Source organism: Actinacidiphila sp. DG2A-62 (assembly GCF_035825295.1).
GTDB lineage: Bacteria > Actinomycetota > Actinomycetes > Streptomycetales > Streptomycetaceae > Actinacidiphila.
Genome location: NZ_JAYMGI010000002.1, coordinates 5,356,542 through 5,379,769, shown reverse-complemented (window position 1 = coordinate 5,379,769; position 23,228 = coordinate 5,356,542). Strand labels below are relative to the sequence as shown.

Below are 23,228 nucleotides of genomic sequence, written 5' to 3'. Positions count from 1 at the left end.
CGTCCCAGTCCCCGTCAGGAGACCGGGCCGCCGAAGATGTCGATGCGGTCGCCCTCGGCAAGGGTCACGATGGCGCGCTTGGTGTTGGCGCGCTTCCCGAAACCGGTGCGGGTGCGCTTGCGCTTGCCCTGCCGGTTGATCGTGTTGACCCCGGTGACCTTGACCTGGAAGACCGCCTCGACGGCCTGCTTGATCTGGGTCTTGTTGGCACGCGGGTCGACGACGAACGTGTACTTGTTCTCGTCCAGCAGCGCGTAGCTCTTCTCCGAGACCACCGGCTTGATCAGCAGGTCACGGGGGTCCGTGAAGGTCTTGCTGGTCGGCAGGGTCTCGGTCACGGTGGGCTCGTTCAGCTCGGCCATCAGGCGTCGCTCCCTTCGGTCTCGGCGGCGCCGTTACCGGTGAAGCGGTCGAAGGCGGCCTTGGTGAAGACCACGTCGTCGGAGACCAGCACGTCGTAGGTGTTGAGCTGGCCCGCGTCCAGGATGTGCACCTGGGGCAGGTTCCGCGCGGACAGCCAGCCGGCCTCGTCGGCGCGCTCGACGACCAGCAGCACGTTCTTGCGGTCGCTGATCTTGCCGAGCAGGCTCTTCGCGGCCTTGGTCGACGGGGTCTCGCCCTCGACGACGCCGGTCACGACGTGGATCCGGTTGTGGCGGGCCCGGTCGGTGAGGGCTCCGCGCAGCGCGGCGGCCTTCATCTTCTTCGGGGTCCGCTGCGAGTAGTCACGCGGCACGGGGCCGTGCACGACGCCACCGCCGGCGAACTGCGGCGCGCGGGTCGAGCCCTGGCGGGCGCGGCCGGTGCCCTTCTGGCGGTACGGCTTCTTGCCGCCACCGCGGACCTCGCCACGCGTCTTGGTCTTGTGCGTGCCCTGGCGGGCGGCGGCCAGCTGCGCGACGACGACCTGGTGGATCAGCGGGATGCTGACCTTGGCGTCGAAGATCTCGGCCGGGAGCTCTACGGTCCCGGCGGTGTCGCCGGCAGGCGACAGGATGTCGATGGTGTTCGAGGTGCTCATATCCCTCAGGCCCCCTTGGCCGCGGTGCGGACCAGGACGAGGCCGCCGTTCGGACCAGGAACCGCGCCCTTGATCAGGAGCAGGCCCTTCTCCGCGTCAACGGCGTGGACGGTCAGGTTCTGGGTGGTCACCCGCTCGTTGCCCATGCGACCCGCCATCCGCAGGCCCTTGAACACCCGGCCCGGGGTGGCGCAGCCGCCGATGGAGCCCGGGGAGCGGTGCTTGCGCTGCACGCCGTGACCGGCGCCGAGGCCGCCGAAGTTGTGCCGCTTCATGACACCGGCGAAGCCCTTGCCCTTGCTCTTGCCGGTCACGTCGACCTTCACGCCGGCCTCGAACACCTCGGCCGTGACCTCCTGGCCGAGGCTGTACTCGGCGGCGTCGGAGGTCCGCAGCTCCACCAGGTGGCGGCGCGGAGTGACGTCGGCCTTGGCGAAGTGGCCCTTGAGGGGCTTGTTCACCTTGCGCGGGTCGATCTCGCCGAAGGCGAGCTGGACCGACTCGTAGCCGTCGGTGTCGTTGGTGCGCACCTGGGTCACGACGTTGGGGCCGGCCTTGACGACGGTCACCGGGACGACACGGTTGTTCTCGTCCCAGACCTGGGTCATGCCGAGCTTCTCGCCCAGGATGCCCTTGATCTGCTTAGCCATCTTCTCCGCGCCTCTCAGAGCTTGATCTCGATGTCGACGCCGGCCGGCAGGTCCAGGCGCATCAGCGAGTCAACGGTCTTGGGCGTCGGGTCGAGGATGTCGATCAGGCGCTTGTGCGTGCGCATCTCGAAGTGCTCGCGCGAGTCCTTGTACTTGTGCGGCGACTTGATGACGCAGTACACGTTCTTCTCAGTGGGCAGCGGCACCGGGCCCGCGACCTGCGCACCAGTGCGGGTCACCGTCTCGACGATCTTCTTCGCCGAGGAGTCGATGACCTCGTGGTCGTAGGCCTTGAGCCGGATGCGGATCTTCTGTCCCGCCATGGCTACTCCGTAGTCCTTGTCTCTTCTCGCTCCGGCATCCGCACCCACCGACCCACGCGGTCGGGCGTGTCGCTCCCCTCGCACATGGCTTTCCGCATGCGGAAATCCCTGGTCAAAGGGTTGGCGTGGGAGAAGTCACCCACCGGATGCCTGGCCGGCCCCGCACTGACGCTTCCCGGAAGATTCCCGTACGTCCGCCCCAGCGCTGCCCACCAGGGCAGATAGGGCGACGAGTACTGTGGGACTCGCTTCCGGTCCTCCCGACGGGAGGCGCGCAGCATCGGCGCTCGACCGAGCAACTTGAGCAGTCTGCCATACGACCCAGGTCCGACGCCAATCGAGCCGGATACCTTACCCCCGCCGCGGGGTGGCCCAAACCCGGGGGTCGGACCGGTGCGTTCCGGCCGCGGTGGACGCCTTCCGGCCGCCGCGGGAGTGGCGCAAAACCGGGGGTCGCGCGGGCACCGCACGATCCGAGGCGAAATCGCCCCTCACCGGCCGCGGACAATAGCGGAAAGTCCGCGTTCGAGCACGAGGAGTGAGATCCATGACCGCCTGCAGCGCGCACCCGTCCCGCCCCGGCGAGGAAACCCGCGGCGCCTCCGTGACGCCCTTGCACGGGTCGGCCGACCAACCGGGCGGCGGCCGGGTACCCGGCGACGAGGCGCTCGCCCGCTCCCTGGAGGGCGACTTCCGCAGCGGGCACGCCGTCGTGGACGGCGTCCGGCTGCACTACGTCGCCGGCGGCCGCGGCCGCCCGCTGGTGGTGTTACCGGGCTGGCCGCAGACGTGGTGGGAGTTCCACAAGGTGATGCCCGCGCTGGCCGCCGCGGGCCGCCGGGTCATCGCCGTCGACCTGCCGGGGATGGGCGGCTCGGACAAGCGGCCGGCGGGTACGACAAGAAGACCATGGCCGGGCTGATTCACGGCCTGGTCCGCGGCCTCGGCTACCGCCAGGTGAGCCTGGCCGGCCACGACATCGGCGCCCAGGTCGCCTTCAGCTTCGCCGTCAACCACCCGATGGCCACCCGGCGGGTCGCGCTGATGGACGCCGTGCACCCGGACCCGATGCTGTACGAGATCCCGATGCTGCCGCGGCCCGGGGCGCCGTTCTTCCCCTGGTGGTTCGCCTTCAACCAGGTACGCGAGCTGCCCGAGGAGCTGCTCGCCGGGCGGGCCCGGCACCTGGTGGACTGGCTGTTCGACCACGCGCTGGTCCACCCGGACGCGGTCTCGCCGCTGGACCGGGCGATCTACGCCCGCGCGTACGACACCGCCGACGGCATCCGCGGCGGCAACGGGTGGTACCAGTCCTTCAACCAGGACATCCGCGACCTGGCCGGCTACGGCGACGTGAAGGTGACCGCGCCGGTGCTGGGCCTGGCCTCCGCGCTCGGCGACGGCTCCTTCGCCGAGCGGATGCGCGCGCAACTGGAGCAACTGGCCACCGACGCGACCGTGGTGGGGCTGCCCGACGCCGGCCACTACTTCGTCGAGGAGCAGCCGGCGGCGGTGCTGGAGGAGCTGGACCGCTTCTTCGTCTGAGACCGGGCCGGGCGGGCGCCCGCCGCGGCGCCCGCGACGGTCCATGGCCGCGAGCGAGGCTTAAGCGGGGGTTAAGCAAACGTTAGGCGTGGGTCAGAGTGCCGCCCGTTTCGGCATCACCGCAGGTCAGCGGCGCGTGGGCGGTTTGGCGAGGGTTGGCGGACCCGGGTGGGGTGGTTAGCATCCTTGCTCACCGGCGGCGACCGGCAGCGTCTTTGAGAGCGCTCTCGAAGACGGTGGGTGCGTGCTCACACGCCGTGCTCCCGCACGGTTCGCGCCCGGCCGCCGCCACCCCCACATCCCCCCACGACCATCCCCCCGCATCCCCCCACACACACCATCCCCCCGCATCCCCCCACACCACTCCCCCACCTGAACCCCGCCCTCACCACACGACAAGGGGCCCCACCCCATGGCAGCACATCGCGCACGCCGGTACTCGCTCGGCGGACTCGTCCTGCTGGCCGCCGCGGCACTCGTCAGCGCCGTCCTGGTGTCCACCACCGGCCCCGCCTCCGGCCGGGCGCACGCGGCCGGGACGGTGACCTGGTCGGACGAGTTCGACGGCGCCGCCGGCAGCGCGCCCGACCCGGCCAAGTGGACCCACGAGACCGGCGGCAGCGGCAACGGCAACCACGAGCTGGAGTACTACACCGACTCGACGTCCAACGCCTCGCTGGACGGCCAGGGCCACCTGGTGATCACCGCACGCAAGAACACCGACCCCGGCCTCAGCTGCTGGAACGGCCCCTGCCAGTACACCTCCGCGCGGCTGAACACCGCGAGCACCTTCACCCAGTCCTACGGGCACTTCGAGGCGCGCATCAAGATCCCGCGCGGCCAGGGCATGTGGCCGGCGTTCTGGATGATGGGCGACGACATCGGCAAGGTCGGCTGGCCCGACAACGGCGAGCTGGACGTGATGGAGAACATCGGCAAGGAGCCCGGCACCGTGCACGGCACGATCCACGGCCCCGGCTACTCCGGCGCGAACGGCCTCGGCGCGCCCTCCACGCTGCCCGGCGGCAAGGCGTTCGCCGACGACTTCCACACCTTCGCGGTGGACTGGACCCCCGGCGCGATCACCTGGTCGGTGGACGGCACCGCGTACGAGACCCGGACGCCGGCCGACGCGGGCGGCAACAAGTGGGTGTTCGACCACCCGTTCTTCATGATCCTCAACCTCGCGGTCGGCGGCGACTGGCCGGGCGGCCCCGACGGCGCGACCGCCTTCCCGCAGAGCATGGTCGTGGACTACGTCCGCGTCTCGGCCTCCGACGGCGGCTCCTCGACGTCCGGCGGCTCCTCCACCGGCGCCACGTCCGGCGGCTCCTCGACCGGCGCCACGTCCGGCGGCTCGGCCTCGGGCGGCTCCACCGGCGGCTCCGGCGCCGGGCACACCGGACCCATCACCGGCATCGGCGGCATGTGCGTCGACGTCGCGGGCGCCTCGACCGCCGACCGCACCCCGATCCAGCTGCACAACTGCACCGGCAACCCCGCGCAGCAGTGGACCATCGGCGCCGACGGCACGGTCCGCGCGCTCGGCAAGTGCCTGGACGTCGACGGCGCCTCGACCGCGGACGGCGCCGTCGTGCAGCTCTACACCTGCAACGGCACCAAGGCGCAGCAGTGGACGTACACCGCCGCGCACGACCTGACCAACACCGGCGCCGACAAGTGCCTCGACGCCAAGGACAACTCCTCGGCGGACGGCACCCGGCTGCAGACCTGGACCTGCTCCGGCGGCGCCAACCAGAAGTGGACGGCCGCCTGACGGCCCTCCGCACCGGGTCGCGGGCGGACCGGTACCCCCCAGCCGCCCGTCCGCGGCCCGGACCCCACGCAGGCGCGCGGCGCCCCCCATCCATCCCGCCGCGCGCCACCGCTCGGAAGTGAGGTACCCGCATGACCCGCCCGATCCCCCGCGGCACGTCCCGCCACCAGCGGCCGATGACCCGGCGCCGGCTGTTCACCGCGCTGTGCGGCGCGGCGGTAGCGGGCCCGGTGGCCTCCGTGCTCGCACCGGACGCGCTGGCCCGCGGCAGCAGGGCCGAGCCCTCCGCGCAGACCGCCGCCGACGCCGGCGGTCTGCCGCTGACCATCGCCAACGCCACCGGGGGCTACGACAACGCGTCGGTGTACGTGTACATCGTCGGGACCAAGGACGGCACGCAGGTGCGGGTCACCCCGGACGGCGGCCTCGCGCCGGTCGCGCTCGCCGACAACGGCCCCGACGGCTTCACCGACTACGCGATCCCGCTCGCGGGCAGCGGCGAGACGGTGCTGAAGCTGCCGTACCTGTCGGGGCGGATCTACGTCTCGCTGGGCGGCAAGCTGACGTTCAAGGCGGTCGCCGACGGCGACGGGCGGCCCGCGCTGCAGTACCCCGCGGGCTGGGTCTCCGCCGACCCCTCGTACCGGGTGCTGCACGACTGCGCGGAGTTCACGTACGACGCCTCGGGCCTGTACTGCAACGCCACGATGGTGGACATGTTCAGCGTGCCGCTGGCGATCCGGCTGACCGGCGCGGCCGACCAGAGCACCGGCGCGCTCAAGGACGGCGGCCGGGCGCGGGTCTTCGCCGCGGTCCGGGCGGTGCCGGAGTTCGCGAAGCTCGTGGTGGACGACCTGCGGGTGATCGCGCCCGGCCACGGCCTGGATGCCGGGCTGTTCGCCGCCGACTACTTCGACGACGCGGTGGACGAGGTGTGGAGCGCCTACGCCGGCCGGGACCTCACCGTCACCACGTACGCCGGCGCCTTCACCGGGCGGGTCAGCGGCGACCGGCTCGCCTTCACCGGGCCCGCGTCCGTCTCCTTCGCCCGCCCCTCCACGCGCGACGTGCTGTTCTGCGACGGCGCGCTGGCCGCGCCCAACGACGGGACGAGCGGCCCGGTCGCCGCGGTCCTCGGCGCCGGCTTCAACCGCTCGACGCTGCTGACGCGGCCCGACCAGCCCTCGACCGACCCGGCGACCTTCTACGCCGACCCGGTCACCAACCACTACGCGAAGGCGCTGCACGCCGCCACCGTCGACGCCAAGGCGTACGGCTTCGCCTTCGACGACGTCGCGGGCTTCGCCTCGTACATCCAGGACCCGAAGCCGACCGCGATGCGGCTGACCGTCGGACCGCTGTGACCGCCGGCGGCCGAGGCTCCGCGCTCCTCGCCCGGTAGAGCCCGCGTCGCGGCCGGGGCCCCGCCGCGGCCGGCCCTCCTGACCGCGCCGCCCGACCAGCCGGATGACCGCACGGTCACGTGCTCCGTGTCACATCGTCTGGAGGGAACGCGTCCGCGTCCGCCGCGCTCTTGACGCGTGTGGAACGGAAGATCGGCGGGGGGCCGTCGCGGCGCGGGCTGCTGGCGGCGATGGGGGCGGGATTCGCGGGACTGGGCGCGCTGTCCGGGCTGACCGGCTGCGCCCCGGCCGAGCGGGGACACGGCGGCGCGCCGGACCCCACGGCCACCCAGCCGTACGACGCGGGCGCCGCCCCCGCGCGGGTGGTGCAGGTGCTCGCGCACCCGGACGACGACCTGTACTTCATGAACCCCGACACGCTGCACTCGCTGCAGGCCGGCGTGCCGGTGGTGTCGGTGTACGTGACGGCCGGCGAGTCCACCGGCGTCAACCACGAGCCGTACGAGCCGCGACACCGCCACCGGCACGACCGGCCCGCCTACTCCTCGGCCCGCCACCAGGGCCTGCGGCAGGCGTACGCGACGATGCTCGGCCGCCCGCACTTCACGCCGTGGCGCCGCGACACCCTCGACCTGGCCTGCGGGATACGCGTGGAGGTCGACACCCTCGACCACGCCACGCTGGTCTTCCTCCAGGTCTCGATGCACGAGCTGAGCGCGACCGGCAGCCTGCCGATCATGTGGCAGCAGGCCGGAGCGACGCTGCCGTACGTCGACGCCGAGGGCGCCCCGGCCGGCGCCGCGGGCCGGGCGGTGTGGACGCACGACAAACTGGTGACGGCGCTGGCCGGACTGTTCGAGCAGTACCGGCCGACCGAGGTCAGGACGCTGGACCCGGACCCCGACGTCCAGGTGCACGACCGCACCCACCCCACCAGCAGCGACCAGCCCGGCTACTCCGACCACCGCGACCACACCGCCACCGCGCTGTTCGCGTGGAAGGCGCTGGACCACTGGGTGGCGCGGCGCGCCGAGCGCGACGGCACGGTCCCGGCCTTCACCGTCACCGCCTACCGCGGCTACTACAACCAGCGCTGGCCGTTCAACCTGCCGCCGGCCACCGTGGCGCTCAAGGGCCGCTTCCTGTTCCAGTACGGCGGCGACCAGACGTGGGCCTGCGGCAACCCCGGCGGCTGCGGCGACTACGGACAGGGCAGGAACTTCCCGCTGCACAACCCCAAGGGGTGGATCCGCTCCACCCGGGTCCGCCACCCCGGGCCGCGCCGCGTGGTGCTGCCCGCGGCGGGCCCGTCCGGCGGCGCCCCAGGCGGGACGGAAGCGGGAGCGGGGACAGGAACGGGAACGGGAGCGGGGACGGGAACGGGGACGGGAAAGGGAGCGGGGACGGGGACAGGCGGCGCGCGGGTCGCGTACGAGGTGCTGGGCCTGCGGGCGGTGCGCAGGACCGAGACCGCGCCGGGCGTGTGGGGGCCGCCGCAGGACCTGGGCGGCGGACCGCTCGCCCCGGCGATCTCCGCGGTGCGCGACGGCGCCGGCCGCACCCTGCTGCTCGCGCTGCGCTTCTCGGTGCTGGAGGGCGACGGCGGGGGCGACCTGCGCGATCTGGTGGTGTGGGAGGAGGGCCGCGGCTGGACCCCGCTGGGCACCCCGGACCGGGCCGGCGACCGCGGCCGGCGCACCGGCTCGCCGGTCGCGGTGACCGCCCCGGACGGCCGGGTGCACCTGTTCGCGCGCAACGCCGCCAAGGGCGTCAGCACCCGGGTCCGCGACGCCTCCGGCCGCTGGAGCCGCTGGCGCGACCTGGGCGGCGCCGAGGTCCAGGAGGGCCTGGCGGTGCTGGCCGACGCGTCCGGCCGGGTGCACGTCTTCGCCTCCGGCCGCGACACCGTGCACCACTGGGGGCAGTCCCGCCCGGGCGCGGACGTGGAGTTCCGCCCGCTGCCGGTCGCGCTCCCCCGCCCCAGCGACCCGCCGTCCGCCGTGCTCACCCCGCGGGGCGCGATCCGCCTGACCTACCCCCGCCCGGCCTCCGCCCGCCCGCACGAGGCGCTGCTGCGGCTGTGACCGGTGTCCGCACACATGCCGAAGGGCCCCGGGTGCTGGCGCACCCGGGGCCCTTCGGTTCCTGCAACGGCTCAAGCCCGCCGCGGGGCCGAGGTCACTTGACGATCTTGGTGACCTGGCCGGCGCCCACGGTCCGGCCACCCTCGCGGATGGCGAACTTCAGACCCTCCTCCATGGCGACCGGCTGGATCAGCTGGACGGTCATGGAGGTGTTGTCGCCCGGCATGACCATCTCGGTGCCCTCGGGGAGGGACACGACGCCGGTCACGTCGGTGGTCCGGAAGTAGAACTGCGGACGGTAGTTGTTGAAGAACGGCGTGTGCCAGGCCGCCCTCGTCCTTGGACAGGATGTACGCCTGCGCCTCGAACTCGGTGTGCGGGGTGACCGAACCCGGCTTGATGATGACCTGGCCGCGCTCGACGTCCTCGCGCTTGATGCCGCGGAGCAGCAGACCGACGTTCTCACCGGCCTGGCCCTCGTCGAGCAGCTTGCGGAACATCTCGATGCCGGTGACCGTGGTGGAGGTCTTCTCCTGCTTGATGCCGATGATGTCGACGGTCTCGTTGACCTTCAGCACACCGCGCTCGATACGACCGGTGACGACGGTGCCACGACCGGTGATCGTGAAGACGTCCTCGATCGGCATCAGGAACGGCTTGTCGACGTCGCGCTCGGGGGTCGGGATCGACTCGTCCACGGCCTTCATCAGGCCGAGGAGCTTCTCGCCCCACTCCTTGTCGCCCTCCAGCGCCTTCAGCGCGGAGACGCGGACGACGGGGAGCTCGTCACCCGGGAACTCGTACTCGGAGAGCAGCTCGCGGACCTCGAGCTCGACGAGCTCCAGGATCTCCTCGTCGTCCACCATGTCGGCCTTGTTCAGGGCCACCACGATGTACGGCACGCCGACCTGGCGGGCCAGCAGCACGTGCTCCTTGGTCTGCGGCATCGGGCCGTCGGTCGCGGCGACCACCAGGATCGCGCCGTCCATCTGCGCGGCACCGGTGATCATGTTCTTGATGTAGTCCGCGTGACCGGGGCAGTCGACGTGCGCGTAGTGACGCGACTCGGTCTGGTACTCGACGTGCGCGATGGAGATGGTGATACCGCGCTGACGCTCCTCAGGAGCCTTGTCGATCTGGTCGAAGGCCGAGGCCTCGTTCAGGTCCGGGTACGCGTCGTGCAGCACCTTGGTGATCGCCGCGGTAAGCGTGGTCTTACCGTGGTCGATGTGACCGATGGTGCCGATGTTGACGTGCGGCTTAGTCCGCTCGAACTTCGCCTTCGCCACTGGGGTCCTCCTGGGAGTGGATCTGTACGCCTTGCTTCATCGGCGCCAGGTGATCTTTGCTGGAATTCAAGCCTACGGCGAGTTACTACTCGCCCTTGGCCTTCGCGATGATCTCCTCGGCGACGTTCCGCGGAACCTCGGCGTAGGAGTCGAACTGCATGGAGTAGCTGGCCCGGCCCGAGGTCTTCGACCGCAGGTCGCCGACGTAGCCGAACATCTCCGAGAGCGGCACCAGGCCCTTGACGACCCGGGCGCCGCTGCGCTCCTCCATGGCCTGGATCTGGCCACGGCGGGAGTTGAGGTCGCCGATGACGTCGCCCATGTAGTCCTCGGGGGTGGTGACCTCGACGGCCATCATCGGTTCGAGGAGCACGGGGCTGGCCTTGCGCGCGGCCTCCTTGAAGGCCTGCGAGCCGGCGATCTTGAAGGCGAGCTCCGAGGAGTCGACCTCGTGGAAGGCGCCGTCGATCAGGATCACCCGCACGCCGACCATCTCGTAGCCGGCCAGGATGCCGAACTTCATGGCCTCCTGGGCGCCCGCGTCCACCGAGGGGATGTACTCGCGGGGGATGCGGCCGCCGGTGACCTTGTTGACGAACTCGTAGGACGCGTCGCCGCCCTCGATGGGCTCGATGCCGATCTGCACCTTCGCGAACTGACCGGTGCCACCGGTCTGCTTCTTGTGGGTGTAGTCGACCCGCTCGACCGCCTTGCGGATGGTCTCGCGGTACGCGACCTGCGGCTTGCCGACGTTGGCCTCGACCCGGAACTCGCGCCGCATGCGGTCGACCAGCACCTCCAGGTGCAGCTCGCCCATGCCGCCGATGATGGTCTGGCCGGTCTCCTCGTCCGAGTGGACCTGGAAGGAGGGGTCCTCCTCCGCGAGCCGCTGGATGGCGACACCCAGCTTCTCCTGGTCGCCCTTGGACTTGGGCTCGATCGCGACCTGGATGACCGGCGCCGGGAAGTCCATCGACTCCAGGATCACCGGGTTCTTGTCGTCGCAGAGCGTCTCACCGGTGGTGGTCTGCTTCAGGCCCATCACGGCGACGATGTCGCCGGCGCCCACCGACTCGATCTCCTCACGCTTGTTGGCGTGCATGCGGTAGATCTTGCCGATGCGCTCCTTCTTGCCCTTGACCGAGTTCAGCACCGAAGAACCCGCGTCCAGGCGACCGGAGTAGATCCGGACGAAGGTGAGCTTGCCCAGGTGCGGGTCGCTCATGATCTTGAACGCGAGCGCGGAGAGCGGCTCGTCGTCCGACGGCTTGCGGGTGACGACCTGCTCCGCGTCGTTGACCGCGTGGCCCTCGATGGCCTCGATGTCGACCGGGGAGGGCAGGTAGCGCACGACCGCGTCGAGCAGCGGCTGCACGCCCTTGTTCTTGAACGCGGTGCCGCAGAACACGGGGGTGACGGTGGTGCCGCCGCCCTTGCCGGAGTTGATGGTGATGCGGCGGATCGCCGCGTACAGCTGCTCGATGGTGGGCTCGGTGCCCTCCAGGTACAGCTCCATCATCTCGTCGTCGTTCTCGGCGACGGCCTCCAGCAGCTTGCCGCGCCACTCGTCGGCCGCCTCGGTGTGGGTGGCCGGGATGTCGACGACGTCGTACATCTCGCCCTTGGTCGCCTCGGCGGACCACACCAGGGCCTTCATCTGGACGAGGTCGACCACGCCCTTGAAGTCGGCCTCGGCGCCGATCGGCAGCTGCATGACCAGCGGGGTCGCGCCGAGGCGGTCCACGATCATGTCGACGCAGCGGTGGAACTCCGCGCCGGTGCGGTCGAGCTTGTTGACGAAGCAGATGCGCGGCACGCCGTAGCGGTCGGCCTGGCGCCACACCGTCTCGGACTGCGGCTCCACACCGGCGACACCGTCGAACACGGTGACCGCGCCGTCGAGGACGCGCAGCGAGCGCTCGACCTCGACGGTGAAGTCGACGTGGCCGGGCGTGTCGATGATGTTGATGGTGTGGTCGACGTCCTCGAGCGGCCAGTGACAGGTCGTCGCGGCGGACGTGATCGTGATGCCGCGCTCCTGCTCCTGCTCCATCCAGTCCATGGTGGCGGCGCCGTCGTGGACTTCGCCGATCTTGTACGAAACACCGGTGTAGAACAGGATCCGCTCGGTGGTCGTCGTCTTGCCCGCGTCGATGTGGGCCATGATCCCGATGTTGCGGACCCTGGCCAGGTCAAGCGAAGTGGTGGCCATGTGGCTCAGTCTTCTCTCGGTTCTCGATGGGGTGTACGACTACCAGCGGTAGTGCGCGAAGGCCTTGTTGGACTCGGCCATCTTGTGCGTGTCCTCGCGGCGCTTCACGGAGGCGCCGAGGCCGTTGCTGGCGTCGAGGATCTCGTTCATCAGCCGCTCGGTCATGGTCTTCTCGCGACGGGCGCGGGAGTAGCCGACCAGCCAGCGCAGCGCCAGGGTGTTCTGGCGGCCCGGGCGGACCTCGACCGGCACCTGGTAGGTCGCGCCGCCGACGCGGCGGGACTTGACCTCAAGGGTGGGCTTGATGTTCTCCAGCGCGCGCTTGAGCGTGATGACCGGGTCGGTGCCGGACTTCTCGCGCAGGCCCTCCAGGGCGCCGTACACGATGCGCTCGGCGGTGGACCGCTTGCCGTGCAGGAGGATCTTGTTGACGAGGGACGTCACCAGAGGAGAGCCGTAGACCGGGTCGACGATGACCGGGCGCTTCGGGGCAGGACCCTTACGAGGCATGCTTACTTCTCCTTCTTGGCGCCGTAGCGGCTGCGGGCCTGCTTGCGGTTCTTGACGCCCTGCGTGTCGAGCGAGCCGCGGATGATCTTGTAGCGAACACCCGGCAGGTCCTTCACACGACCGCCGCGCACGAGCACGATCGAGTGCTCCTGCAGGTTGTGACCCTCACCCGGGATGTAAGCGGTGACCTCGATACCGCTGGTCAGACGCACACGTGCGACCTTCCGCAGCGCCGAGTTCGGCTTCTTGGGGGTGGTCGTGTAGACACGCGTGCAGACGCCGCGGCGCTGGGGCGAGCCCTTCAGCGCGGGCGTCTTGTTCTTCTCGACCTTGTCCTGCCGGCCCTTGCGGACCAGCTGCTGGATCGTAGGCACCGTTTCTCCGGTTTCTGTGTGCCGATCTCGATGGAACTAACCTGGGGACCGACCCACGCGGTCGGGTGTGTCGCACACCCCACACGTATCCGAAGCGTCCGGAAAGGTGCGGAGGTGCGGGTGTCACGGCCTCGGCGCTCCCGTGCGGCCCGATGGCACGCACAAGAACCCGGGCACACCCCAGGCACAAGGTCAGAGCGTACCTATCGCATTCGCTGGGGTCAAAACAAATGCGTACGGGCCGGACACGCCCGTGATCCGGCCGGAACCCCGGGCCGGGCGGCCGGGCCGGGCCCGCCGGGGGCGGGCTCGCGCGGCGACGCTCCCGCGTCCCAGGGTCTCAGGTCGCGACGAGGACCGCGACCACGACGAGGAGGGCGAGGACGGCGGCCAGCAGGGCGCAGACGGTGTAGCCGAGGACGAGGCCGGCGACCGCGAGGCCGTCGCCCTGCTCGCCGGTCTGCCGTATCCGGCGCCTGGCCATGTGGCCGAGCACCACCGCGGGGACGGCCGGCAGGCCGAGGAAGGTCCCGGCGATCCCGCAGCTGAGCGAGGCCACCGCGTAGGAGTTGGTGCGCGGCGGCAGCGGCGGCCGGAAGGCGCGCGGCGGCGGGAAGGCGCGCGGCGGCGGGCCGGGCAGGTCGCCGGTGAGCAGCGCCAGGTCCTGGTGGGTCCGCGCGGCGTAAGCGCGGCCGAGCCGCTCGTCGTACTCGTCCCGGGTCAGCCGCCCCTCGGTGAAGGCGTCCTTGAGGACGTCCACCGCGCGCTCCCGGTCCGCGTCACCCGCCAGCATGCTTCCATCATGCCCGGGGGGCGGGCGGTGCGAGCGGTGTGCGGGCAGACATCAGGGACGTTTCAGGGCCGGCTCAGGGACGGTGGCCGGCCGGGGCGGTGCCCTCGCGCGGCGGCTCCCCGGCCTCGGCCGGCAGGAACTGGCCGATCACCTTGACGAACATGTCACGCCGGTCTGCGGGCACGCCGAGCACCTCGGCCAGTTCCTCCAGCGTGGGCGGGCCGTCGGCGTCGAGGTCCGCGGCGTCGCCTGCGGAGCCGGCGGCGGGCAGCGGCAGCTCCTCCGCGGTCAGCCGGCCGGAGCGGATCAGCATGTCGCGCACCGGCACGCCGAGCACCCGGGCCAGCCGCCGGGTGGTCTCCAGGTCCGGCATGCTCTGCCGCTGCAGCAGCCGGGTGACCGCGGCGCGGTGCACACCGGCCTCGTCCGCGATGCGCGACTTGCCGCCGCCGCGGGGGCTGTCGATGTCGTATCCGCGCCTGCGCATCAGGTCCTCGACCCAGCTCGCGAAGGCGTCAAGTTCTTGGGTGGTGGTCATGCACCTGCTCCCTCCAGGGGCATCCAGCTTAGCGCGCTTGCGCGCACGGAATTACGTGCCTTCTCGCACGCAATTCGTGGAGGTTCTCTGGAGACGGACCCGTTCCGTTTACCTGCGGGGCGCACGCGATCGGTGGGACGGCGAGGGGGCGGAGGTGCGGCGGGCGATCCCGGAGGGCGCGCGGGGCGGGAGCGCGCGGGATTCCGGGAAGGAGCGCGCGGCCGGTGCGCGCGGGACCCGCGCCGGGGGTGCGCAGGGGTGCGTTGGGGCGCGCGGGGCGGGACCCCGGGGCGCGCTGGGCACGTCCGCCGCGCCGCGCGGACGGCCAATTAGTTGCGCGCTCGCACGCATGATGTCACCGTGGTTGCCCCGTCGCGCACAGCGACGGCGGACCCATCCGGAGGTTCCATGTCCCTCCCTGCTCTGTCCTGGCAGGCCGCCGCCGCCTGCCGAGGTCTCCCCGCGGCCGCGGTCTTCGCCCGCCGCGCCGCCGACGCCGAGCCCGCGCTGCGCGCGTGTGCGGTGTGCACGGTGCGGCGCGAGTGCGAGGAGACGGTGGCGCCGGCGGCGTCCTGGTTCGACGGCGTGTGCGCCGGCCGGTTGTGGCGCAACGGCCGCGCGGCGCAAGCCGGTTCGGTGCGTACGGAGGCGGCGGGCGCGGCGGGCGCGGTGCGCGCGAGGCGCGCCTCGGGCGCGGGCGGCACGGCGGGCGCGGCGGTCGGCGTCGGCGCGACCACAGGCGAGAGGGGTGCGGGTGAAAGGGGTACGGATGTCTGAGCAGCAAGGTGACGAGGCGGGCGGCACGGCGGAGTCGGCCGGCACGGTCGGCGACGCGGCGCTGTGGATCGGGATGCTGGTCCGCCAGTTCCCGGAGCTGATCGAGGAGCTGGCGCCCGGACGCGGCGCGCGGCCACGCGAGCCGGAGCGCGGCGCGGACGACCGCGGCGGCCGGGAGGGCGAACGGGCCAGGGCCGCCGAGGCCGCCCTGCTGCGCGCCGAGCGCCAGGACGCGCTGCTGGTGCGGCAGCGGCACGGACTGGCCGTGCCCGGCCACAGCGCCGCGCCGCTGCGGCTGCACGTCTCCGACGCGATCCGCGACATCACCGACGGCGTCGTGGAGTTGGAGGAGGCGGTGCACGCGAAGCTCGGCCTGCCGCTGCCGCGCCGGGCGCGGGTGCCCGAACGGCTGCGCCGGATCGGCGCGTTGCTGGACGCGGTCGCGGCGCACCCGGTGCTGGCCCGCCATGTGCGGGACGAGGCGCGGCGGATGGCGCGGCGCTGCGCGCGGGCGCTGGGCGACGCGGAGCAGATCGTACGGGTGCCGGGGCGGTGTCCCTGGTGCGCCTCGGTGTCGCTGCGGGCGTTCCCCGCGCGGCGGGCGGTGCTGTGTGTGAACCCCGGGTGCAGGTGCGCGGTCGCGGAGTGCGGGTGCCGGGACGATCCGGCGTACCGCCACGTCTGGCCGGAGGGCGAGTGGGCGGCGCTCGGGGTCGGGCCCGCGGAGATGGCGCGGTTCGCGCGGGCGATGGAGGTGGGGCCGTGATGCTGCCCGCGGCGCTGGCCGCGCGGGAGGTCGGCGTCGCGCCGGCGACGCTTCGCACGTGGGTGCGTCTCGGGTATCTGACCGCGGCGGGGAAGGTGGGACGGGCACACGTGTTCCGGCTGGAGGACGTCTTCGCGGCGGAACGTGCCGCGCACGGCGGAACGCGGCGCCCCTCGTCCCCCAAGGCGCCGTCCTGACCCGCCGGCCTGACCCGCCGCCCTGACCCGCTGTCCTGACCCACCGCCCTGACCACCGCTCCGCTCCCGGCCCCCGGTCTTCCCCCGGGGGCCGTCGCCATGCCCCGCCCCGAACGGGCAGTACGGCTTTCCCCGCGCCCCCGATCTCGACGCCCGGCGCAGCCGTGTCGCGGGGGGCTGCGCCGGGGTCTCGGGAGGCCCGATCCGAGAGTGGTTGCGTGCGCGCGCGAAATGAGGAACAGTTGAGGGGACGGCGGAGCTGTGCCCGCAAGGGCGGGGCCCGCCGTCTTCGCGTGCCGGGCCGCAGGCCGTACCGCTCCCTCCGGCGAGGGCCCCGGCCCGGCACGCCCCGCGACCGAGCCCCCGCCGCGGGACGGGGCCACGCCACCGTCGCGACCGGGCGCGAGTCCGCCGCGACACCGCGACCACCCTCCACGAGGTGACACCGTCATGACGACCCCCCCGATCGCCTTCCCCGACGTCGAGAAGCTCGTCGTGGACATCCTGAAGAGCGACCCGTCCCTGGGCGCCGCCGAGGTCAGCCGGGACGCCCCGGCCGGGTTCGACGGGACGCAGAGCGCCGTGCTGGTCAGCCGGCTGGGCGGCACCTGGGTCGGCGACCTGTACCTGGACAACCCGATGATGCAGCTGGAGGTCTACGGCCCGGACAAGGCCAGCGCCTCGATCCTGGCCAACGCCGCCCGCCACGCGCTGCTCGCCACCCTCGGCGGCACGTACGGCGGGACCACGTTCACCGACGTCGTCGAGCAGGACGGGCCGCGCTGGATGCCCGACTACCTCTACCGCGCGGCCAACCGCTACGTGTGCGTGATCAAGCTCGCGCTCGACGTCCGCTGACCGCCGGCGCGGGCCGCGAAGGCCCACCGCGCGCCCCGGCGCGACCCCCGCGCCCCACAGACGAGGCCCCGCCGCCCGGCGGGGCCTCTGCCGTATCCACCACCCCTGGGAGAACACCATGGCGAACAGCAACAACTCCTCCGAGATCCGCATCGCCGGCACCGGCCGCGTCCTGGTCGGGGCCATCGGCGCCACCGCGCCGAGCACGTTCAGCGCGGACGGGAGCGCCGACTGGACCGGCTGGACCGACCTCGGCTTCACCTCGTCCGACGGCGTGACCTTCAGCAAGAAGGACAAGCTCGACCCGGTCGACACCTGGCAGGCGGTCAGCCCGGTGCGCTTCGTCTACTCCGACCGGGACCTGACGCTGAAGTTCTCGCTGCTCCAGTTCAACGCCGACACGCTGCCGCTGTTCATGGGCGGCGGCAAGGTCGCCGCGGTCTCCGGCGCGACCGGCGACGTCTACCGCTACGACCTGGCCGACGGCCCCGGCGCGGACGAGCGCGCGCTCGGCCTGGAGTTCACCGACGGCGGCGCGGTGACGTACCGCTTCGTCATCCCGCGCGGCCAGGTCACCGCGAGCGACGACATCAAGCTGGCCCGCAAGGCCGCGGCCCAGCTCGGCGTCACCTTCACCGCGCTGAACAACGGGACCGACCCGCTGGCCACCTTCTACATGAAGGACGCGGCCTACGCCGCGCCGGCCGCCTGACCGACCGCCCGGCGCGGGGCGGCGGCACTCCCGCCGCCCCGCGCACCGTCCGCCGCATCCGCGCACCCACCCGTCATTCCCGAGAGGAAGCCATGTCCTTCAACGTCAACGCCGCCCGCGCCCAGCGCCAGGAGGCGCTCGGCCGCACCTGGTCCTTCGAACTGGACGACGAGTCCTTCGAGTTGCCCACCGAGCTGCCGCGCACCGTCGCCCGGCAGCTGCGCGCGCTCGACGACAACGACGTGGACGGGCTGCTCCGGCTCCTCCTCGGCGACGAGCAGTACCCGCGCTTCGAGCAGCACGAGCTGACCATGCAGGACGTCGCCGCCATCCTGGAGGCCTACGGCAAGGAGACCGGGCTCGGCCTGGGGGAAGGCTGAGCCTCGACGAGTTCGCCGAAGAACACGCCGAGGCCCTGGAAGCGGACCTGCTCAGGTTCTACGGGGTGGACCTGCTCGACCGGCACCGCGGCCGGCTCTCCAGCCGGCGCCTCGCGGTGCTGGTCCGGCACCTGCCGCGGGACAGCGCGGTCCACCGCGAGCTGTACGGGGAGGCCGCCGACTGGACGGTGACCGACCACCTGCTGGCCGCCGCCGTGGACCATCTCACCGCCGCCAACTGGATGTTCGCGCGCGTCAACAGCGACGAGGACGCCGACGCGACCGACCCGCCGGCCCCGCTCCCCCGGCCGGACGGCACCCGCCGCGACCCGGAGGCCGACCCCGACGCCGACCCGCACCCGCACCGCCCCTCCGCCGCGGAGCTGCTGAGCTTCTTCGGCTGATCGGACGGCGGCCGGGGGCTGTCGCCGCGGGCGCTCGCCGAGCGCCCGCGGCCTCACTCCCCCGGCTCGTCCGGGGCCGACGCGGGCGACGGGCCCGGCTGCTGCTGGCCCCGGGCCTGCGCCGGGCCGTCCGCGGCGTCCGCCGCGCGGCGCGGCCGGTGCGGCTCCTTCGCCGGCAGCCGGGGGATCGTCGGCGACTTCGAGCGGCGGTTCTTCGGCGACAGGAACGGCCGCGGCACCGGGGTCCCGCCCCGGGGCCGCCCCCGCGCGGAGCCGGAACCGCCGCCCGGCACCCCACCCGACGTCCCGCCGGACACCCCACCCTGCACCCCACCCGACGCAGCGCCGGACACCCCACCCGGCACGCCGCCCTGCACCCCACCCGACGTCCCGCCGGACACCGCACCCGGCACCCCACCCGACGTCCCGCCGGACACCCCACCCTGCACCCCACCCGATGCCCCGCCGGACACCCCACCCGCCCCGGAGTCGCGCCCCGCCTCCGGGGCGGGCCCCGCCTCCCCGGCCGGGTCGCCCGGCTCGCCACCCCGCTGTCCCGCGGGGAACGCGATGACCTCGCCCGGCGCGTCCATCACCCGCATCGGCCGCCACCGGCCGAGCCAGCCCTCCCAGCGGGCCGCGGCGATCCGCGGGCCGTACTCCTGCGCCGCGTCCTGCCAGCCGGCGGCGTACGTCGCGTGCTGGACCCGCTCGTACTCCTCCTCCGACATCACCACGACGCCCTCGGGCCCGTGCCGTTCGAGCAGCCGTCCCAGCCGCGCCATCAGCCGGGGCAGCCCGGTACCGGCCGCCGCCGGGGGCCGGGTCGGTGCGCCCGGCGCCGGGAGCGCTCCCGGCACGAGGCCGGCCGCCGCTCCCGCGTCCTCGCCCGCGCCGTGCTCCCGCGGTACGGCGCCGCCGCCCGCGGGGTCGACGGTTCCCCCCTGGTTGTCATCCCCACCCACCGACATCTCCCTGGACGTCTCGTCCCCCCGCGTACCACTACAGCGCACCGGTGCGACAACCTCCGCGGAGCCCCCTCGCCACGCGGTCGGCCGTTCCTCCAGGCCCGGCCCCATCGACCGGAATGTCCCCTCCAATGGGGACTTGACCTGCGCGTTTACCAGTGGGCAAACGCTGAATCATACCTCCCGCCGCCGTCCGGCAGCTGTGGCCCGTCCGCCGAGCGGCGGCCGCGGCCGCGCCGCAGGGCCGCGGCAGACCCCCGGCCGCCCGCGGCCGAAGGAGGCCGAACATGACCGCTGCACCCCCGGAACAGGTGCTCACCGATTTCAGGGAAGGGGTGGCGAGCACCACCGCCCGACTCCAGCAGTCCCTGGGCTCGGTGGAGAAGTCCATCACCGGCATCGGCAAGGCGGTGACGGGCGTGGCCCGCTCCGTCGACGGCCTGGACCGGGCCGTCGCCCGGCTGGCCGGCTCCACCGGCGCCCTCGCCAGGTCCGTCGCGGCCATCGCCGCGTCGCTGGCCGCGAACATCGAGAAGCCGCTCGCGCGGATCGGCGCCGCCGTCACCGCGCAGATCAGGAAGATCACCGCCGGCATCGGCTCGGCGATCACCGCCGAGGTGGACCGGACGCTGACCGGCGTCGGGACGTCGATCCAGCGCCTGGGCACCTCGATCGCCTCCGCCGTCAGCAAGCCGCTGGCGACCGTCACCGCCGCGATCACCAAGGCGGGCAAGGCCGTCGGCGGCGTCGCGCGGCAGATCGCCACCGACGTCTCCGGCGCGATCGGGAAGATCGGCACCGCGATCAAGGGCCTGGGCGGGGACGTCGGCGAGGCCGTCGCCAAGCCGATCAGGACCGTCGCCGAGGCCATCGGCTCGGTCGGCGACGCGATCGGCAAGATCGCCACCGGCGTCAAGGACGTCGTCTCCTCGATCGACGGCATCGGCGGCGCGATCCGCGGCATCGGCGACGGCATCCGCTCGGTCGCCGGCTCGGTGCGCGACGTCGGCGCCTCGCTGCGCTCGCTCGGCCAGGCGTTCGGCAGCACCGGCAGAAACGTGAAGTCGCTGGCCTCCTCACTGCTGACGCTGGGCCGGGCGCTGGTCCAACTCGGCCGTGACGTGGTGACGTTCGCCGGCTCTCTTCGGCAGGCCGTCACCTCGCTGCGGGACTTCGCCGCCCAGGCCACCGCCGCCGGGCGCTCGGTGAAGACCCTCGGCGACGGCACCGGCTCCGCCGACGGACAGCTGAAGAAGCTCAGGTCGTCCGCGCAGGGCTCGACCAGCGGCCTGAAGTCCGTGCAGAGCGCCGCCGACCAGGCCGAGCGGTCCATGACGAAGGCCGGCCGGACCGGCACCACCGGCGGCAAGAGCCTCGGCGGCTTCGAGTCCGGCGCCAAGAAGGCCGGCCAGGGCATGGACGGCCTCAACAAGTCGATGAAGGGCAACCTGCTCGGCCTGCTGATGCAGCTGCTCGCGCCACTGATCCAGAAGGTCGTCGACATGGCGACCCGCTCCAAGACCATGCAGGCGGTGATGCAGAAGGCGTTCCAGGTCATCCACCAGGTGATCGCCGCCGTGATGAAGGCCGTCGGCCCGATCATGCAGAAGGCCGGCGCCCTGTTCAAGGAGGTATGGAACGGCATCAGGACGGCGGTCACCACCGTCGTCAAGGCCGTCGCCACCGTCGTCAAAACCTACGTGGACCTGTGGAAGGCCGTCATCACCACCGCGCTGAAGGCGATCAAGGCGGTGGTCAGCAGCGTCTGGAACGGCGTCAAGGCCGTGATCAGCCCGGTGGTCACCTGGATCAGGTCCGCGATCCCCGACGCGTTCACCGCGGTGCGGAACAAGCTGTCCAGCATCTGGGGCGGTCTGAAGGGCATCGCGCAGAACGCGTTCGGCGCGATCCGCGGCGCGGTCACCGGTCCGATCAACTCGGTGATCGGACTGATCAACTCCGCGATCGGCCGCATCAACGCGATCCACGTGTCGATCCCCGGCTGGGTGCCGGGCGTCGGCGGCAAGTCCTTCGGGGTGCACCTGCCGACCATCCCGCAGTTGGCCACCGGCGGCCTGGTGATGCCGCGGTCCGGCGGCGTGCCGGCGATCCTCGCCGAGGCCGGCGAGGCCGAGGCGGTGCTGCCGCTGAGCACCCTGGACCGGCTGCTGTCGCGCACCGCCGCGCAGGCCCGGCTCGGCGGCGGTGACGGCGCGAGCGCCGCGGGCTTCCGGATCGAGAACTACTACGCCGCGACCACCACCAGCCCGCAGGCCACCGCCGACGCGCTGATGTTCCTGGCGAAGGCCCGCGGATGAGCGCCGCCGACGCCTCCGGCGCCGCGCTGGCCGGCGTCGGCGCCGCCGTGGAGCTGCTGCTGCTCCCCGCGGCCGCCGTGCGCGCGCCGCTGGCCGCGGTCACCGCGGGCACGTCCGCCGCCAGGGCGGCGGCCGGCCGGATCCGCGGCTCGGCGGCGCAGGCCGCCGGCATCCTGCGGCAGATCAGGGCGGAAGCGGACGCCGGGGCCCGCGCCATCACCCGGACCGCGCGCGGCGCCGCCTCGGCGGCCACCGGCCTCGCGGCGGTGACCGCGGCGGCCCGGCGGATCAGGAGCAGCCTGGGCAGGCTCGACTCGGCGCTCGGCGGGCTGCTCTCGCTGGTCGGCGGGATGCTGCTCGCGGTGCCGCAGATCGCCCGGCTGATGGACCTGTTCGGCAAGGCCGCGACGGTGGCGTCCGCGGTGATGACGGCGATCGACCTGCTGTCGAGGACCACGCCGATCGGTCTGGTGACCGGGCTGCTGCTGCCGCTGGCCTCGCAGCTGATCGACCTGGCGGTCACCTCGCAGACCGGGCAGCGGATCATCCAGCAGGTCTTCGACCAGGCGGCGCGCGGCCTTCTCCAGGTCGCGACCTACCTCGCACCCGCGCTGAAGGTGATCGGCACGGTGGTCGCGACCTACTTCACCGCCTACCTGACGGTGGTGGTCGACGTGCTCACGGTGGTCAGCGCCCTGCTGACCAAGGGGTTCCCCGGCATGCGGGCCGCCGTGTCGAGCGCCGTGGCACCGCTGCGCGGCACGGTCTCCGGGCTGTGGACCTCCTTCCGGAACGCGGTCAGGCCGGTGCTGGACTTCCTCACCCGGGACCTTCCGCGCGCCTTCCAGCACGTCAAGGACGCCGTGGCGAGCGCCCTGGGCGGCATCGGCGGTTTCGTCCGCACCGGGCTCCAGGCGGTCGTCGCGGTCATGAAGGCGCCGCTGGAGGGGATCATCGGCTTCGCCAACTGGGTCATCGAGGGCCTGAACTCGCTCGGCTTCTCCTTCCTCGGCAAGCACTTCGGCGTGCACATCGACACGATCCCCATGCTCGCCGACGGCGGCGTGGTGCTCCCGGCCACCGCGCGCGCCGCCCGCCGGGTGCTGCCGCTGACCGCGCTGGACCGGCGGCTGCGCTCCGCCGCGGCGGCCGGACCCGCCGGCCGGACCGGCGCGGCCGGCGGGCCGTACCGGATCGCGGCCTTCCACGAGCGGCCGGGCGACGGCGCCCGCGGTATCGCCGAGGACCTGCTCTTCCTCGCCGCGACGACGGCGACGGCGACGGCCGCGGCGACCGCGCCGGCATGACGGCCGGCGCGCACCGCCCGCGCCGCGGCGGCGCCGCTGTGACCGCCGGGCCCCACAGATC

General features: G+C 72.9%; 22 protein-coding genes and 2 pseudogenes. 13 read left to right on the top strand and 11 right to left on the bottom strand.

The genetic code is table 11. The features are described 5' to 3' along the window. Positions 1-14 precede the first annotated feature (14 nt). The 4 genes from rplW to rpsJ are packed head-to-tail and all read right to left on the bottom strand — an operon-like array spanning position 15 to position 1,994. Positions 15-362, bottom strand: a complete 348-nt coding sequence (gene rplW, locus VSR01_RS24150; protein ID WP_442785524.1) for a 50S ribosomal protein L23 — start codon at positions 360-362, stop codon at positions 15-17. Next, complete coding sequence (rplD, locus tag VSR01_RS24145) at positions 362-1,021, bottom strand: 50S ribosomal protein L4 (RefSeq protein ID WP_326451236.1); 660 nt, start codon at positions 1,019-1,021, stop codon at positions 362-364. Before rplD ends, rplW begins: the two co-directional genes overlap by 1 nt. A 5-nt stretch (positions 1,022-1,026) precedes the next feature. After that, positions 1,027-1,671, bottom strand: a complete 645-nt coding sequence (gene rplC, locus VSR01_RS24140; protein ID WP_326451235.1) for a 50S ribosomal protein L3 — start codon at positions 1,669-1,671, stop codon at positions 1,027-1,029. 14 nt (positions 1,672-1,685) lie between these two features. Then, positions 1,686-1,994, bottom strand: coding sequence for a 30S ribosomal protein S10 (gene rpsJ / locus VSR01_RS24135; protein WP_014144312.1), 309 nt, complete (start codon positions 1,992-1,994; stop codon positions 1,686-1,688). 547 nt (positions 1,995-2,541) lie between these two features. Here rpsJ and VSR01_RS24130 point away from each other — a divergent pair. From VSR01_RS24130 to VSR01_RS24115, 4 genes and pseudogenes are all read left to right on the top strand, one after another. Beyond that, positions 2,542-3,539, top strand: a pseudogene (locus VSR01_RS24130) (alpha/beta fold hydrolase). 412 nt (positions 3,540-3,951) lie between these two features. Beyond that, positions 3,952-5,316, top strand: coding sequence for a family 16 glycosylhydrolase (locus VSR01_RS24125; RefSeq protein ID WP_326451234.1), 1,365 nt, complete (start codon positions 3,952-3,954; stop codon positions 5,314-5,316). Positions 5,317-5,447: 131 nt separating this feature from the next. After that, the gene (locus VSR01_RS24120; RefSeq protein ID WP_326451233.1) at positions 5,448-6,680 is read left to right on the top strand and encodes a beta-1,3-glucanase family protein; all 1,233 of its coding nucleotides are present in this window, start codon (positions 5,448-5,450) and stop codon (positions 6,678-6,680) included. A 179-nt stretch (positions 6,681-6,859) separates the two neighbouring features. Beyond that, a complete protein-coding gene (locus tag VSR01_RS24115; RefSeq protein WP_326451232.1) occupies positions 6,860-8,764 on the top strand; it encodes a PIG-L family deacetylase in 1,905 nt (634 codons plus the stop codon). Between the two features lie 94 nt (positions 8,765-8,858). On the opposite strand, the pseudogene tuf reads toward VSR01_RS24115, so the two are convergent. The 6 genes and pseudogenes from tuf to VSR01_RS24085 form a co-directional block, all read right to left on the bottom strand. Further along, positions 8,859-10,053, bottom strand: a pseudogene (gene tuf, locus VSR01_RS24110) (elongation factor Tu). An 85-nt stretch (positions 10,054-10,138) separates the two neighbouring features. After that, positions 10,139-12,265, bottom strand: coding sequence for an elongation factor G (fusA, locus tag VSR01_RS24105; RefSeq protein WP_326451231.1), 2,127 nt, complete (start codon positions 12,263-12,265; stop codon positions 10,139-10,141). A gap of 39 nt (positions 12,266-12,304) precedes the next feature. Further along, positions 12,305-12,775 carry a 30S ribosomal protein S7 gene (gene rpsG, locus VSR01_RS24100; protein ID WP_326451230.1) on the bottom strand — a complete coding sequence of 157 codons (471 nt, stop codon included), beginning with the start codon at positions 12,773-12,775 and terminating at the stop codon, positions 12,305-12,307. 2 nt (positions 12,776-12,777) lie between these two features. Further along, the gene (gene rpsL, locus VSR01_RS24095; RefSeq protein ID WP_014144289.1) at positions 12,778-13,149 is read right to left on the bottom strand and encodes a 30S ribosomal protein S12; all 372 of its coding nucleotides are present in this window, start codon (positions 13,147-13,149) and stop codon (positions 12,778-12,780) included. Positions 13,150-13,489: 340 nt separating this feature from the next. Next, a complete protein-coding gene (locus VSR01_RS24090; protein WP_326451229.1) occupies positions 13,490-13,942 on the bottom strand; it encodes a DUF1707 and DUF4190 domain-containing protein in 453 nt (150 codons plus the stop codon). A gap of 73 nt (positions 13,943-14,015) precedes the next feature. Continuing rightward, a complete protein-coding gene (locus VSR01_RS24085) occupies positions 14,016-14,480 on the bottom strand; it encodes a helix-turn-helix domain-containing protein (RefSeq protein WP_326451228.1) in 465 nt (154 codons plus the stop codon). Positions 14,481-14,888: 408 nt separating this feature from the next. Here VSR01_RS24085 and VSR01_RS24080 point away from each other — a divergent pair, with 408 nt between their 5' ends. From VSR01_RS24080 to VSR01_RS24050, 7 genes are all read left to right on the top strand, one after another. Then, positions 14,889-15,257 carry a hypothetical protein gene (locus VSR01_RS24080; protein WP_326451227.1) on the top strand — a complete coding sequence of 123 codons (369 nt, stop codon included), beginning with the start codon at positions 14,889-14,891 and terminating at the stop codon, positions 15,255-15,257. Further along, positions 15,250-16,023, top strand: coding sequence for a hypothetical protein (locus tag VSR01_RS24075; protein WP_326451226.1), 774 nt, complete (start codon positions 15,250-15,252; stop codon positions 16,021-16,023). The genes VSR01_RS24080 and VSR01_RS24075 overlap by 8 nt, the downstream gene beginning before the upstream one ends. Further along, on the top strand, positions 16,023-16,220 hold the full coding sequence (locus tag VSR01_RS24070; protein WP_326453787.1) for a hypothetical protein: 198 nt from the start codon (positions 16,023-16,025) through the stop codon (positions 16,218-16,220). Before VSR01_RS24075 ends, VSR01_RS24070 begins: the two co-directional genes overlap by 1 nt. Positions 16,221-16,670: 450 nt before the next feature. Continuing rightward, positions 16,671-17,078, top strand: coding sequence for a hypothetical protein (locus VSR01_RS24065; protein ID WP_326451225.1), 408 nt, complete (start codon positions 16,671-16,673; stop codon positions 17,076-17,078). A 118-nt stretch (positions 17,079-17,196) separates the two neighbouring features. Further along, complete coding sequence (locus VSR01_RS24060) at positions 17,197-17,790, top strand: phage tail tube protein (RefSeq protein ID WP_326451224.1); 594 nt, start codon at positions 17,197-17,199, stop codon at positions 17,788-17,790. 92 nt (positions 17,791-17,882) lie between these two features. Continuing rightward, on the top strand, positions 17,883-18,170 hold the full coding sequence (locus VSR01_RS24055) for a hypothetical protein (protein WP_326451223.1): 288 nt from the start codon (positions 17,883-17,885) through the stop codon (positions 18,168-18,170). A gap of 65 nt (positions 18,171-18,235) precedes the next feature. Further along, positions 18,236-18,574: a hypothetical protein gene (locus VSR01_RS24050; RefSeq protein WP_326451222.1), complete on the top strand. Its 339-nt coding sequence runs from the start codon at positions 18,236-18,238 to the stop codon at positions 18,572-18,574. A gap of 53 nt (positions 18,575-18,627) precedes the next feature. On the opposite strand, the gene VSR01_RS24045 is transcribed toward VSR01_RS24050, so the two are convergent. Then, positions 18,628-19,539: a hypothetical protein gene (locus VSR01_RS24045; RefSeq protein WP_326451221.1), complete on the bottom strand. Its 912-nt coding sequence runs from the start codon at positions 19,537-19,539 to the stop codon at positions 18,628-18,630. Between the two features lie 1,127 nt (positions 19,540-20,666). Between VSR01_RS24045 and VSR01_RS24040 the strand changes: the two genes are divergently transcribed. Beyond that, entirely contained in the window at positions 20,667-21,860 is a 1,194-nt protein-coding gene (locus VSR01_RS24040; protein ID WP_326453786.1) for a phage tail protein, read from the top strand. Further along, entirely contained in the window at positions 21,857-23,167 is a 1,311-nt protein-coding gene (locus VSR01_RS24035) for a tape-measure protein (RefSeq protein ID WP_326451220.1), read from the top strand. Before VSR01_RS24040 ends, VSR01_RS24035 begins: the two co-directional genes overlap by 4 nt. The last annotated feature ends 61 nt before the right edge of the window (positions 23,168-23,228 follow it).